This window comes from Pontibacter sp. HSC-36F09 (genome assembly GCF_024171605.1).
In the GTDB taxonomy this organism is placed as follows: Bacteria; Bacteroidota; Bacteroidia; order Cytophagales; family Hymenobacteraceae; genus Pontibacter.
Genome location: NZ_JALKAA010000002.1, coordinates 523,867 through 537,583, shown reverse-complemented (window position 1 = coordinate 537,583; position 13,717 = coordinate 523,867). Strand labels below are relative to the sequence as shown.

Here is a 13,717-nt window from a genome sequence, read left to right as displayed (position 1 = left end):
CCTTAAAAAACTGAAATTATATTCAACTTACTTAACTAATAACCTAGGCTAATTTACAAGCCATATTGCTCTAGTTCAACATTATTTGCTAAACCAATCCTATTACTACTAGGACTATCCAAAGTATAAACCAAAATGATCAAACTTCAGCTATTTATATTATAATAGCCTACTTAGCTTGGCAAGGGCATTATAAATGTTTACCCCGAGAAGGGATGAAATAAGATATTTTAAATTCCTTAATTTAAGTGGTGCTTGTAGGAAAGCTGCAGTAAAGTATTTTAAACCCTTCCTGTATTTACCGCAAAGCATGTTAAGATGCCCAAAGCCTATTTTATACTGAATATCTGCCTCAATATTCTGCTCGTATAAACTCCGATGCTTCTCATAAAATAGGGTCCAGGCTTCAAGCTTTTTTGTCATATTACGAGAAATAGTCTCTTCAACATGATCGTGTTTTGTAACCAAGAATTCGTCTACAAAATCTACTTGGAAGCGCTTAGATATTTCTATATAAAAATCCAAATCATTCCTAGCTTTTAAAGAATTATCAAACCTTATCCCCGATTTTATTACTTCCCTTCTGACTAATACTGAACTCAAAGTCCCTATTTGATTCATAAAAAGCAAATCGTCGAGAATTTTCCCAGAAAGCCTTGAATGCAATTTATATGATTTATTCTCAACTTCATCTAAAACTAAAACTCCTGTATAGAGCATACCTATTTCAAGGGGTAACTCTGCAAATTTTGCAATTTGTTTCTCTAGTTTCGTGGCATCCCAAATATCATCATCATCTAAAAAAGCTACATAATCACCTTTAATATGACAGAGACCCGTGTTCCTTGCTGCACAGACACCACTATTTTTTATATGCTCTACATATTTAAAGTTTCCCCTACTTAAATATTTTTCTAGTACTGACTTAGTTGCTATTTGAGATTTCGTCCCTATACCGTTATCATCTATTATTAGAATTTCAATATTACTATAAGTTTGATTTAAAACGCTATCTATTGAATGTGTTATAAATTGACTCCTTTTATATGTTGGAATTATAATTGATACTAACGGTTTTCCAATCATCTAATTTCAATTAAAAATGGATTATGTAATTTATAATCAATTTGTTTCCCTAAAACTTTTCCTGCCTGCTTAAATTTTGAGGATACTACCTCCTTATCAAAACCATAAAATTTATTTCTATGGTAATTAATTTTTCTCCCAGATTCTTTACTAATAACACTAGCTAAGGATGTTTTAGCCTTTTGGATTAAATAATTCTTATTAATAAACGAAGAAGATGGACTTTCTGACTTATCCTTTTTTTCATTAATTTTACTTTCGACAATATTTATGAACCTTTCAAAACTATCCCCCTCAAAATTGTAGAATAAGTCATAAACCTTTTCAACAGATTCAATTTTAGAGAAGCTAAAATCGAATTGTAAAACATTATCGAGTAAATTACATACTTCGTTAAAAGAAGTCGCCTGCTTACCTAATTGATTAGGAAGCCATATATCATGTTCATTACTAGTATGTGGTTTATAATTAATAACAGGAATATTAGCTAAGCTCGCTTCAATTGCCGTAGTACAACCATCGTGTATTACGGCTTCTGCACCTAATATCCAAGGCCCTACAGGACCAACATGGTTTACAATTATATTAGAAATTCCACCGAAAACTGCTTCATAGTATTTATAGCTTTCTGATGGATGAGGGCGATATATTATTTTTTTATTTGGATATCTTACCGCTAATTGATGCGTCAACTCTATAATTGAAACTAGCTGCTTTGTTGAGTAACTAAAAAAACCTACCCTTTTTAGTCTAGCATCAATATCATCTACTTTATAACTAAAAGCATCAGAAAAAACATAACTTACACCAAGTCCATGGTTTGCGACTCCATAATTGCCATTTACTAATATGTAGCTGTTGTACTCTGTCTTTATTTTTTCAACATCATTACTAAAATAGCTATTCCATTCTTTTTTGTAGAGATCAAATCTAGGGTGCCCAGTTACAAATATATTTAGGCCGTTACTTCTTTGTATGTCGATTCTTTTTTGAAGATCGCCCCATACACATATTCTGTCCTGTTCATCAAAAAAACGTAAATCATATTGTTGCTTCAAAACTTGCTCCCAATTTTGTTCGTCTCCTGCGTAAACGGCACCCTCTTCATGTAGGTAGATAATATCAAAACCCTTTTTTTTAAGTTCAGAATATTTTTTACCTTTCTCTAAATCCGAGCGTCTGGAAAACAGGTTTTTACCTATATAAACTCCACCTTTCATTTTTGGTAAAAGGGACATCAGGAAATCATGTTGGCCGATAAATATGTTATGGTCATTACTGGCTAGAATAGAGGCCAACACAATTTTGAAGTCTATTTCCCTATTTATAGTTTCTATTGGAAGTAAAATATTCATATTTTATTTTAATAATAGCATTATTTCACCAACAAGCCTCCTTTGCGTCAAAAAGATAATTAAGCCTGTTAAAGCAGAGAAACTGAGTGAAAATATGGTTAATTCAACGATTGAGCTCATTTGAGTATAGCTTAGTACATAGTCAATAGACAACCCCACAAAACTAATGATAAAGAAAAATGGCAAAATATCAGTGATCTGCTCTTTTAGATAATAATTAATGTTCTTGCCAGCAAAATGCATGTCAACCAAAGTCATTAGAAAACTGACTGTAGTCACAGAGATTAAAGTAGTTATAAAGGAGAATCGTATAAAAATTATAATGGCAACTATAATCAAAACCTTTCTCCACAACTCTAATTTCAAGAATAAACCAGCCTGTCCTTTTACTTTAAGGATATTTCGGTTTAACGAACTCATAGGAAGAAACAAACCTCCTACTGCTACTATTTTTGTATAAGGCACCATTCCCATCCAAGCTTCTCCTAAAAGTATTGAAATTACATTATCCGCTTGATAAAAGAAAAGTACACTAAGACAACAAATTAACCCGAATGAAACTTGAATATTCTTTTTATACAGTTCTTTTAGTTTCGAATTATTATCCTGAATTTTTACCATTGTAGGATACACTCCATTGGCAACTGAAGTTAGGATCAAGGATGCTGGTAACTGCTGTAGGTTATTTGCTTTGTTATATAATCCTAGAAGAGCAGGAGAAAAAAACTTTGCATAGATTAAGCTCATCGATTGGACATAAATTCTGTTTAAATAACCAGCAGCAAATACTTTTATACCAAAACTATAGAGCGATCTTATTGACGACCGACTAATTACTGGGCTTGGCCTATATTTAATCTTCATCCATAGTAATACTACATAACAAATTGAATTTACCAGTTGCTGCGTAATTAATGCGACTACTCCAAACCCCATGTATGCCATAGAAACACCCACTGAAAAACTTAAAAGTGAAGCAGGTATTCGTGATTGTGTGATGTTCTTTAAATTGAGTTCCTTTGTACTTTTAATGACTTGTACAATTGTCAACGAATCAATCAATAAGCATAAAGATTGAAAGCGAATATAAAAGCTTAAATCAGCGATGTTGTAAAAATCTTCTATAAAAGGTGCTGCAATAAAAAGCACAATGTAAAAACATGCTGCAATTATTAAATTTACCCAAAAAACAGAAGAGTAATCCTTTTCCTCAGCATCTTTTTTCTGTATTAAAGCTTCTTTAAGCCCTCCATCTATGAACGGGACTGTTATTAGGTAAAAAACATTAACTACTGCCAAAATACCAAAATCTGAAGGTTTAAGTAGCCTTGCAAGTATTATAGTTAATATAAAACCTATTAATTTTAAACTAACAGACTCTACAAAAGACCATTTTAGATTTGTAAGAGTAGTTTTTTTAAGAGACATTATTTATATACTGGAATCAATTAAAACAGCTAGTTAAATAGCAGTCCACCCACCATCTACCACAAGATTCTGCCCTGTTATATATTTAGCCTCTTCAGATAAAAGAAAAGACACTGCAGGTGCAATATCATCTGGATTCCCCATTCTTTTCATAGGTACTTTCTTTTCATAAGCGCTTACAAAAGTTTCAGGTTGACGATCAAAGATACCTCCTGGAGACACACAATTCACTCTTACATTATGCTTGCCATACAAAGAAGCAAGGTATCTGGTAAAATTTACCAGACCACCTTTTATTGCAGAATAAGCTGCGGGAGGATTGATGGCAGTATCTTCATATATAGTAAAATCATTTCCAACGACACCATAAATAGAAGCTATATTTACAATGCTTCCCGCCTTATTTTGTCTCATCTCTTTTAGAACTGCCTGAGTAATCACGAAGTAACTATTCAGCTGCAAGTCAACATTCTCCCTCCAAGACGCTGTCGTTATTTGCTCAAAGGGAGCACCCCAATCTTTTGTACGAGGATAGGCGTTATTTACTAAACCATCAATTTTGTGATATTTATCCAGTATAGAGTCTATAGCTTTATAAATGCTTGCATCATTCGTGATATTGCAAAATACTTCGTCTTGAGAAAAATCAGTTTTTACATTAACATCCAAATTTAAGGCAATAGCTCCTTTTTCCTTAAGGTTATTTATAAACGCCTTACCTAATAGACCACTACCACCGGTAACAAGTATTACTTTATCTTTTAACAACATTTGCTAATTCTCTACAGCTAAACACAACTTTAATGTCTCAATAGATTCGGACAAATCATTCATAGGCTTATTCCCTTCTTCTAAACAGGAAATAAAGTAGGACATTTGGGAAACATATGTCGCAAGCACATCAGGAACTGCTTCGAACAAAACTTTACCAAAGGAATCTATTACCTTAAAATTAATTAGATCAACAAACCAGATACCATTATCAAACACTACTTCTAGGCTTCTTTTAGAGTCCCTCCTATAATAATTTAAAACTATACTTGCATTCATTGATTCATATTGAAGCCAATAGTGTGCAACGTCTGGCGAATCAATCTCGAGGTCAGATACCTTAGATGTATAACCATGTACAGCATTGGGCTTACCGAAAAGCCATGTAACGTAATCCAACTCATGAATTAAATCTAAATGTACTCCTCCACCGAGTTCTTTCTTAGAGCTGTAAACGTTCCGATAATCTACATTAGCTCTCCATTCTGGTAGATATGAACCACAATATGCCTGTACTTCAAGTACCCTTTTGTTCTTAATATTTTCCTTAATCCATTGTACGACAGGATGGAACCTAAAATTGAAGGCAGTATACGTCGTGATCTCTTCTCTCTCCAAATACTGAACAATTTCAATAGCTCCATCTAAAGTTGCTAGTGGAGGCTTTTCAATAAACAAAGGAATTCTGAGACTTGTAAGTTCTCTTATTGTTTCTAAATGTTTACTTGTTGGGTTTGAAATGATAGCAAATGCAACATCACGACTCACTTCATTTAGATGATATATATTAGATATACCTTGCTGACTCGGCTTTTCTTCTCCTGTGCGTAGTGCAATCAGTTCTACATCTGGCTTTATTTGGCGCAATGCATTTACGTGCTTCTGAGCAATCGATCCCAGACCTATAATTAATACTTTCATAGTTCAAAATCCAGCAATCTTTCCCTCATCATTATCTCCATGATTGTAAAATCAATAGGATGGTCCAGATCAAAACAAATATGCTTCATTACATAGGCGAGGGAGCGCTCTGTGGTACTAGTTCTGTAACCCTGTTCAAAAAAACTCTTCCGGAATATGTAAAAGGAGGCATTCATGTCGTACACAGGTGGTGCAGCTTGTCTTGATTTTATGTCTCCAGCTTTTTTAACAACCCTTACAAAACCATCACCATATTCTTCTACCATGTTGAAATATGGGTTCCGATTTGCAGGATTAACTGAAAATATATTTAGAGCCTCAGGGTGACTTTGAATCCTTTTTAAAGCTTCTTCTAAATCTTGGAGTGTCCTCATTGGGGAAGTTACATCAAGATCCACGATAAAGTCATACTCCTTAGCTCTAGTACTTTCTTCGTAGTTCACAAGGTCCTGAATGACATCTATTTTACCTGCTGTGTCTGTGGCTAATATTTCAGGTCTGATATAGGAGGTCATTAATCCATATTCTGCCGCTTTTGCCATAATCAGGCTATCGTCAGTGCTCAAGGAAACATCAGCATTGTACCTTTTAGCAAATTCATTGGCGACGTTTATAGTATAGGCTATAAGTGGTAACCCATTGAGTTCCTTTATATTTTTGCCAGGTATACCTTTTGATCCACCTCTGGCACAAATTGTAATAAGTATGTTCATTTTAAAACTTTATCTGATGAATATCTTTTTGGGCTTTCTCGAAGTCCTCAGGTTTTCCTATATCTAGCCAATAGCCAGCTAATGGATAGGAAACCACTTTTTTGCCTTCTTGAATAAGTTTTTCCATCAAATCTGTGGCATTATAAAAAGCACCCTTAGGTAAATATTCTAGTACTGTTTTTTTTACCAGATATATCCCTCCGTTAGAATAATAAGTATAAGTTGGCTTTTCTTTGAAGCTTTTAATATCACCATCTAAAGTCTCTAACACAGCGTAGGGAACATTCACCTGGTAAGGAATAGTTACCACAGCTAAATCAGCTTTTTGATTAGTAAAGTATAGAAAGAAATTCTCATAATCTAGATTGGTCAGTAAATCTGAATTTGTAATAAGAACGTAGTCATGTTCAAAGTCTTCAATCTTTGATACCGCGCCGATAGTACCCAAAGGTTCGTCTTCCCAGATATATTGAATTTTTATGTTTTTATTGTTTCCGTCACCAAAATATTCCTCAATCTGCTCTCCAAGATATTTTACTGAGATCCAATAGTCATCTATACCATAAGCAACCAATCTATCCAAATTATGCTCTGCAATCGGTTTTTCACCTACTTTCAAAAGTGGTTTTGGAACTGTATCCGTATGAGGCCGTAAACGCTCCCCTCGACCGCCTGCCATAAGGACCGCATCTACTGGTAGATATGATTTATGGAAGCGGAAGTTTATAACGTTGACTATCTTACCTTCTCTACAAAGAACAGGTATTACTTTAAAATTATGCTCTCTGTAATAAATTACATCTTCAACAGTATAAGCTCCTTTTTGTAGAAACTTTGGATTTGGCTGTAAAAACTTGTCAACTACATCCTCTAGGGTTAGGCCACTTAAAAAGCCTCTTCTAACATCCCCATCCGTTAATGACCCAAGCAGCTTTTCCTCTTCGTCTACAACAAAAAGGATTGCGTCCGCTGCGAGCTCATTCAATTGAGACAATGCAGGTCTGATTGGAGAATTATTATAAATAAGATGTTTTCTAAAGTTTATCACAGTTTTATTTCTTTATAACAGCAATTATATTTTGAGCAGCCCCATCTTTAAAATAGGGGTTATCATCCTGATAATCTCCGAGAAGCTTAGCGCGATTAAATGCCTCCTTAATCTTATTTGCAATAAACGGCACATGAATAACATTATTTCCTGTTGCCCGGCCCTTTTGCCTATCTCCAAGATTCAGAACATACTTATTAAATGAAGCCGCCTCAATGATACCACTTGAAGTATTTCCCACTAAGAGTTTAGAATATAGCATACAGGTAAAATAGTTCTGTGTGCCAAAATTCTCTATTAGATACAGCTTGTTTCCTAGTTCGGTCTTAAGGCTTACAAATCCTTCACGGAAGACGTTTCCATTAGTATCCGCATTTGGCATCGTTATGACCACCTGATACTCTTTTGCTATGAAACGCAAAGCTTCTAAGGTTTCATACAGGTGCTGACTGTTCAACTCTGGGGCAACAGTTTCTGGGTGAACAGTTACTAAAACTGTAGGAATATCCAGGTCAATATGCCACTTATCCTCAAATTCTTTTTTACTAAGGAACTGAATATCCTTCAGATTGTCCAAGCTTAATGCTCCCGTCACAAATATGTTATCATGGTCGCCCTTAACTTCAGAAACTCTAGTTGCAAATTCTTCTTGAGAAACAAAGTGTAGTGTAGAAGCAAGGGTAATTGCGTGCCTATAGATATTATCTATCGCTCCTAGTGTAGTTTCACCACCATGTAGGTGAGCAAACTTTATCTGGTAGGGTATACCTGCCGCAACTGCACCAAACATTTCAAACCGATCTCCTAAGCAAAAAACCAGATCGAAATCAAGTGCATGTTGTTCCCAGAAATCAGCGAACTTAAGAGAAGTTAAAGCACAAGCAGTAGAAATGGCATTCTTATCATCGTTGATTAACAAAGAATTGACTTTATACTTTACTTCGTAACCGTCTGTAATGATATTATCTACTGTATAGCCATGATAAGGAGATAAGTGCGTACCAAAAGCAATTATGTTTAATTCAAAGCTAGGGTCTTCCTTTAAAGCCTTAAGCAATGGCTTATAGATGCCATAGTCTGCACGAGAACTTGTAAGAACCCCTATGCGCGTTAAAGCAGATGCTTCCATTCTAATTTATTCCCGGCCTCCATATCCGAATTCAGTTTGCGACCTATTACTTTAGGCAAGTCCATTGGTGATATTCCATCACCAGGCCTTTTCATTTCTAAGTTAGAGATGTTTAACAGCTCGCCAGCAGCGACTGATTGTTTAAGGTGGATACTCTTACGGGCTACCCCCTTGTTCAGCAATTCGGATTCAGTAGGTTCTTTGCGACCATTACCACTCATCGCCTTTTCAATGTTCCTGATAGCAAAAACCATTTCCTTCAATTCATGTGGCTCCAAAGATGCTTTGTGATCAGGTCCTGGTAGATTACGATCAAGTGTGAAATGTTTCTCTATAACGCTTGCTCCTAAGGCTACTGCGGCAATTGGCACTTCAATACCTAATGTATGATCAGAGTACCCAACTTCGATTTTAAAAGCTTGCTGTATAGTTAGCATAGCATTCAAATTTACATCCTCATACCTAGTCGGGTAATCAGTGTTACAATGCAAAACTGTTATTTTATCCAGCGATGCTCCTCCTTCTTTTAATACATTTAGAGCGTCCTCGATCTCGCCTAAAGTAGCCATACCAGTTGAAACGACAATAGGCTTTCCTTTTGGGGCGATATGCTTTAAATACGGGTAATTAGTAATCTCTCCTGAAGGAATCTTGAAAAGATCTATACCCAAGCTTTCCAGGTAATCAACACTTTCTTCATCAAAGCCTGTTGATAAGAATTTAATTCCTTTTTGCTTAGAATAAGCAAGCAATTCATTATGCATGTCTTCAGAAAGTTCCAGCTTCTTTAACATTGCATACTGAGAGTCTTCGGTATTATTCCCCAGATTCTTTTTTTGATACTCTGCCTGTTTAGCTGATTTGCTCACAAGCTTATCAGCTTTAAAAGTTTGAAACTTTACGTAATCAACTCCTGCATCAGCAGCAACATCAATAAGTTTTTTAGCTAAGGCTAAATCGCCATTATGATTGACTCCTGCTTCCGCTATAATGATAGTTTTATTCATTGATTTTATTTCTTAAGAAATCCTAACGCTACTTGGAATATTAACTAACCTTTCCTCAACCCACTTACTAACAGATAAATCATCATGCAGGCAATCCTGGAACATTGGCAGCTTGTGCATCAATGTCCATACTGGGCGGGCCATCACGCCGTTACTATTGACTTCAGCTAAAAAGGAATCACGCTCTTCTTTGTCTTTTAGTAAAAGGGCATTCAACCAGTAGTTTGCTTTTGCATCCGATTCTTCCGTCATAAATTCTATTCCTTCTACATCATCAAAAAAGCGCTTATACTGTACAGCCAACTCACGCTTATTTTCTACGAAAGTCGCTAACTGCTCCAATTGAGCGCAAGCCAATGCTGCATTCAGATTTGGCATGCGATAATTATAACCAATATGATCGTGGTTAAACTCCCAGGCATGTGGCATTTTCGCTTGTGTAGTCAAGTGCTTAGCAAGTTTAGCTATACTTTCATCATTGGTTACAATGGCACCGCCGCCGCCACAAGTCACCGTTTTATTACCATTAAAACTGAAAGTACCCAACAAACCGAAGTTACCTGTATGCTTGCCTCTATAATAGCTGCCCAGAGATTCTGCAGCATCTTCCACCAAAGGGATATTCCACTTAGCACAAATCTCCGCTATTCGCTCTATTTCGCATGGGAATCCAAAAGTATGCATGGGCACACAAGCAGCAATCCTGTTTCCTGTTCTACTGTTAATAGTTACCCCATCTACTTGTTTCCCATGTTGCTGTAAAAAGTTTTCCAGTTTCTCGGCTGATAAGCCCAGTGTCTTTCTATCTATATCCAGAAACACAGGTATAGCTCCTATATAGCTAATGGCGTTTGCAGTGGCTATAAAAGTCAAGTCTTGAGAAAGCACCTCTTCTCCTTGCTTTACTCCCGCTACTATGAGTGCCATGTGTAAGGCAGCAGTCCCATTTACAGTAGCAATAGCATACTTCGCTCCAGTGATATCTTGCATCATCTTTTCAAAGCGGTTCACATAGGCACCAACAGAAGACACGAAATTTGAATCAATGGCATCAGCAACATACTTCTTCTCATTCCCAATGAACCTTGGCTCATGTAGTGGTATGAAGTCCTGGTTCGAAAATTGAGATTTTATATACTCTACGATGTGCCCATACTTAGAAGGCTGCTCCATATAGATCTGTTTTATAATGATTACCTTTGTATTGGCTGGCTAGATGTTATAAATATCAGCTTTGTATTGGCGCAGATTTTCTTTGTTTTTGAACCATTCGATTGTTTCTGCAAGGCCCTCTTCCAAGGTATATTGCATCTCCCAATTCGTGTGGCTCTTAATTTTGCCATTGGCACCATACAAACGGAATACCTCGCTTTTCTCAGGCCTCAATCGAACATCATCCTGAATAATTCTGGCATCAGGATTTATTTGATTGATAAGACTTTGAGCAAGATCCCCGACAGTTATTTCAGACTCCGTAGCAATATTACAGTCTTCCCCTATTAAGCTTTCTGACTTTGCAATTTCTACAAAGCCATTGGCTGTATCTTTCACAAAAAGCAAATCGCGTGTAGGTGTCAAATCACCTAATTTGATCTCAGTCTTGCCTTGCAGCAACTGTGTGATAATAGTAGGGATAACAGCTCTGGCTGATTGACGCGGTCCATAGGTATTGAAGGGCCGTACGATCGTTAGTGGCAAGTTAAAGCTTCTGTAAAAGGAGTCGGCAATACAGTCTGCACCTATTTTAGACGCTGAATAGGGCGACTGCGGTTGCCTTGGATGCTTTTCATCGATTGGGATATACTGGGCAGTACCATATACTTCTGAAGTAGAAGTTACAAGAACTCGCTCAATCCCTAGATCCTTCGCAGCCTGCACGATATTTAGAGTACCTTTGACATTTGTATCAATGTAGCTATCCGGGGAATGATAGCTAAAGGGTATGGCAATCAGTGCTGCTAAGTGAAAAACAACTTCGATATCCTTCATGGCAGTACGGACACCATTAGGGTCTCTGATATCTCCTGAGAAAATTTCTATCTGTGAGAGCTTCTCCTTCGGGAAGTTATCAAGCCAGCCCCAACTATTAAATGAATTATAGTATGTAAATGCTCTTACCTGACAGCCCTCATCCACTAAGCGTTCTACCAGATGGCTACCAATAAATCCATCAGCTCCTGTTACTAATACTTTTTTATTTTTAAGCTCAGCCATTACGTAGTTCTTAAAATTATGCTATATTATAAAACCATTTATACCATTTCACGAAGTTATTAATCCCTTGTCTTAATTCGGTATTGGGTTGATATTCAAAATCCTTTATTAAATCATCTACATCAGCCCATGTTATCAATACATCACCGGGTTGCAAAGGTAAATACTCTTTTTTAGCTTTTATACCTATTGATTCTTCAAGCGCGTCAATAAAATCAGTCAACAACACAGGTGAGGAATTCCCTATATTATATATCCTATAAGGAGCCTTAGAATCAAGTCCTTTTTCTTTACTGCTTACATTATTATAGCCATCAGCCTTTGCTGGCTTATCTACGACCCTTTGCACACCTTCGATTATATCGTCTATATAGGTAAAGTCGCGCTTCATCTCCCCGTTATTAAATACCTGTATAGCCTCCCTTTCAATTATTTTTTTTGTAAATAAAAATAAGGCCATATCTGGTCTACCCCAGGGTCCATAAACGGTAAAAAAACGTATCCCAGTTGTAGGAATGTTAAATAAGTGGCTATAGGTATGCGCCATTAGCTCATTAGATTTTTTTGAAGCCGCATACAGAGAGATAGGATGATCTATTTGATCATTAGTCGAAAAAGGAACTTTTGTATTCGTTCCATATACGGAACTTGATGAAGCATATACCAGATGTTTCACTGGATAATGTCGGCACGCCTCCAGTACATTCAAAAAACCTTGAACATTTGAAGATATATACTCATCGGGGTTTTCCAATGAATATCTTACGCCAGCTTGTGCAGCCAGATTAATAACAGCGTCAAACTTTTCTGATTTGAACAGACTATGCAAATACTCTTTATTAACAACGTCCTCTTTTACAAACCTGTAATTCTTGAATTTGCTGCTTTGTATTAATGATCCTACTTCGATCTTCTCCTTAGCAATTCCGGCTTCCTCTAATCTTCCGTATTTGAGACGGACTTCGTAATAATCATTTATATTATCATACCCAACAACCTCATCTCCTCTCTCCAACAATCTATTAACTAAGTGAAAGCCAATAAAGCCAGCACTTCCTGTTACCAGAACTTTCATACTATCGTAAATATATTTAAAACTTCTCTTTTAGCAACCTCAGCAAATACTCACCATATCCGCTTTTGCGGAGGGACTCTGCGGCCTCTCTGAGCTGCTCGTCCGAGATGAAGCCCATGCGCCAGGCCACCTCCTCGATGCAGCCGATCTTGAGGCCCTGCCGCTCCTCGATCACCTGCACAAACGTGGCCGCCTGCATCAGCGACTGGACCGTGCCCGTGTCGAGCCAGGCCGTGCCGCGGTTCAGCACCCCGACCTTCAGCCTGCCCCGCCGCAGGTACTCGCGGTTGACGTCCGTGATCTCGTACTCGCCCCGCGGGCTGGGCGCCAGGCGCTTGGCGATCCCGACCACGTCATTGTCGTAGAAGTAGAGGCCCGGCACGGCGTATTGGCTCTTGGGCTCTCGCGGCTTCTCCTCGATGGAGACGGCCCTGCCCTGCTCGTCGAACTCGACCACGCCGTAGCGCTCCGGGTCCTGCACATGGTAGGCGTACACCACCCCGCCGTCAGGGTCGGCGTTGGCCTGCAGCAGCTGGCTCATGCCGGCGCCGTAGAAGATGTTGTCGCCCAGCACCAGCGCCACCTTGTCCCGCCCGATGAACTCCTCCCCGAGCACGAAGGCCTGCGCCAGCCCGTTGGGCACCTCCTGCACAGCGTAGCTGAAGCGGCAGCCGATGCGACTTCCGTCCCCCAAGAGGCGCTCAAACATTGGCAGGTCGTGCGGCGTGGAAATGATCAATATTTCTCTTATCCCCGCCAGCATCAGCGTGGAGAGCGGGTAGTAGATCATGGGCTTGTCGTAGACGGGCATGAGCTGCTTGCTCACGGCCAGCGTCAGGGGGTGCAGGCGGGTGCCGGAGCCCCCGGCCAGGATAATGCCTTTCATTTGTCTTCCGTCAGTTTTTGTGTTTGATGCTCGGGCGGGGTCTATACGAGTTCCGCCCGGACAAAGGTAATAAAATCCCCGGCA

Annotated in this window: 13 protein-coding genes; all 13 read right to left on the bottom strand. The window is 38.2% G+C overall.

Features of this window, described 5'->3' with window-relative positions:
• Positions 1–159: 159 nt before the first annotated feature.
• From L1278_RS08370 to rfbA, 13 genes are read right to left on the bottom strand one after another with little or no spacing between them, the layout of a single operon-like run.
• A complete protein-coding gene (locus tag L1278_RS08370; RefSeq protein ID WP_253402795.1) occupies positions 160–1,086 on the bottom strand; it encodes a glycosyltransferase family 2 protein in 927 nt (308 codons plus the stop codon).
• On the bottom strand, positions 1,083–2,441 hold the full coding sequence (locus tag L1278_RS08365; protein WP_253402793.1) for a surface carbohydrate biosynthesis protein: 1,359 nt from the start codon (positions 2,439–2,441) through the stop codon (positions 1,083–1,085). Before L1278_RS08365 ends, L1278_RS08370 begins: the two co-directional genes overlap by 4 nt.
• A gap of 3 nt (positions 2,442–2,444) precedes the next feature.
• Positions 2,445–3,869: a lipopolysaccharide biosynthesis protein gene (locus L1278_RS08360; protein WP_253402791.1), complete on the bottom strand. Its 1,425-nt coding sequence runs from the start codon at positions 3,867–3,869 to the stop codon at positions 2,445–2,447.
• A gap of 33 nt (positions 3,870–3,902) precedes the next feature.
• Positions 3,903–4,640: an SDR family oxidoreductase gene (locus L1278_RS08355; protein WP_253402789.1), complete on the bottom strand. Its 738-nt coding sequence runs from the start codon at positions 4,638–4,640 to the stop codon at positions 3,903–3,905.
• A gap of 3 nt (positions 4,641–4,643) precedes the next feature.
• Positions 4,644–5,561 carry a Gfo/Idh/MocA family protein gene (locus L1278_RS08350; protein WP_253402787.1) on the bottom strand — a complete coding sequence of 306 codons (918 nt, stop codon included), beginning with the start codon at positions 5,559–5,561 and terminating at the stop codon, positions 4,644–4,646.
• Positions 5,558–6,274, bottom strand: a complete 717-nt coding sequence (locus L1278_RS08345) for an acylneuraminate cytidylyltransferase family protein (protein WP_253402786.1) — start codon at positions 6,272–6,274, stop codon at positions 5,558–5,560. The genes L1278_RS08350 and L1278_RS08345 overlap by 4 nt, the downstream gene beginning before the upstream one ends.
• Position 6,275: 1 nt before the next feature.
• Positions 6,276–7,322 carry a sugar phosphate nucleotidyltransferase gene (locus L1278_RS08340; protein WP_253402784.1) on the bottom strand — a complete coding sequence of 349 codons (1,047 nt, stop codon included), beginning with the start codon at positions 7,320–7,322 and terminating at the stop codon, positions 6,276–6,278.
• Positions 7,323–7,326: 4 nt separating this feature from the next.
• On the bottom strand, positions 7,327–8,451 hold the full coding sequence (gene neuC, locus L1278_RS08335; RefSeq protein ID WP_253402782.1) for a UDP-N-acetylglucosamine 2-epimerase: 1,125 nt from the start codon (positions 8,449–8,451) through the stop codon (positions 7,327–7,329).
• Positions 8,433–9,458 (bottom strand): N-acetylneuraminate synthase, encoded by a 1,026-nt coding sequence (gene neuB / locus L1278_RS08330; protein WP_253402780.1) that lies wholly within the window; start codon positions 9,456–9,458, stop codon positions 8,433–8,435. Before neuB ends, neuC begins: the two co-directional genes overlap by 19 nt.
• Before the next feature lie 12 nt (positions 9,459–9,470).
• Positions 9,471–10,631, bottom strand: a complete 1,161-nt coding sequence (locus L1278_RS08325; protein WP_253402778.1) for a LegC family aminotransferase — start codon at positions 10,629–10,631, stop codon at positions 9,471–9,473.
• A gap of 39 nt (positions 10,632–10,670) precedes the next feature.
• Positions 10,671–11,672 carry an NAD-dependent 4,6-dehydratase LegB gene (locus tag L1278_RS08320; RefSeq protein ID WP_253402775.1) on the bottom strand — a complete coding sequence of 334 codons (1,002 nt, stop codon included), beginning with the start codon at positions 11,670–11,672 and terminating at the stop codon, positions 10,671–10,673.
• 16 nt (positions 11,673–11,688) lie between these two features.
• Complete coding sequence (locus tag L1278_RS08315; protein ID WP_253402773.1) at positions 11,689–12,747, bottom strand: NAD-dependent epimerase; 1,059 nt, start codon at positions 12,745–12,747, stop codon at positions 11,689–11,691.
• Between the two features lie 16 nt (positions 12,748–12,763).
• Complete coding sequence (rfbA, locus tag L1278_RS08310; protein WP_253402771.1) at positions 12,764–13,633, bottom strand: glucose-1-phosphate thymidylyltransferase RfbA; 870 nt, start codon at positions 13,631–13,633, stop codon at positions 12,764–12,766.
• Positions 13,634–13,717 lie beyond the last annotated feature (84 nt).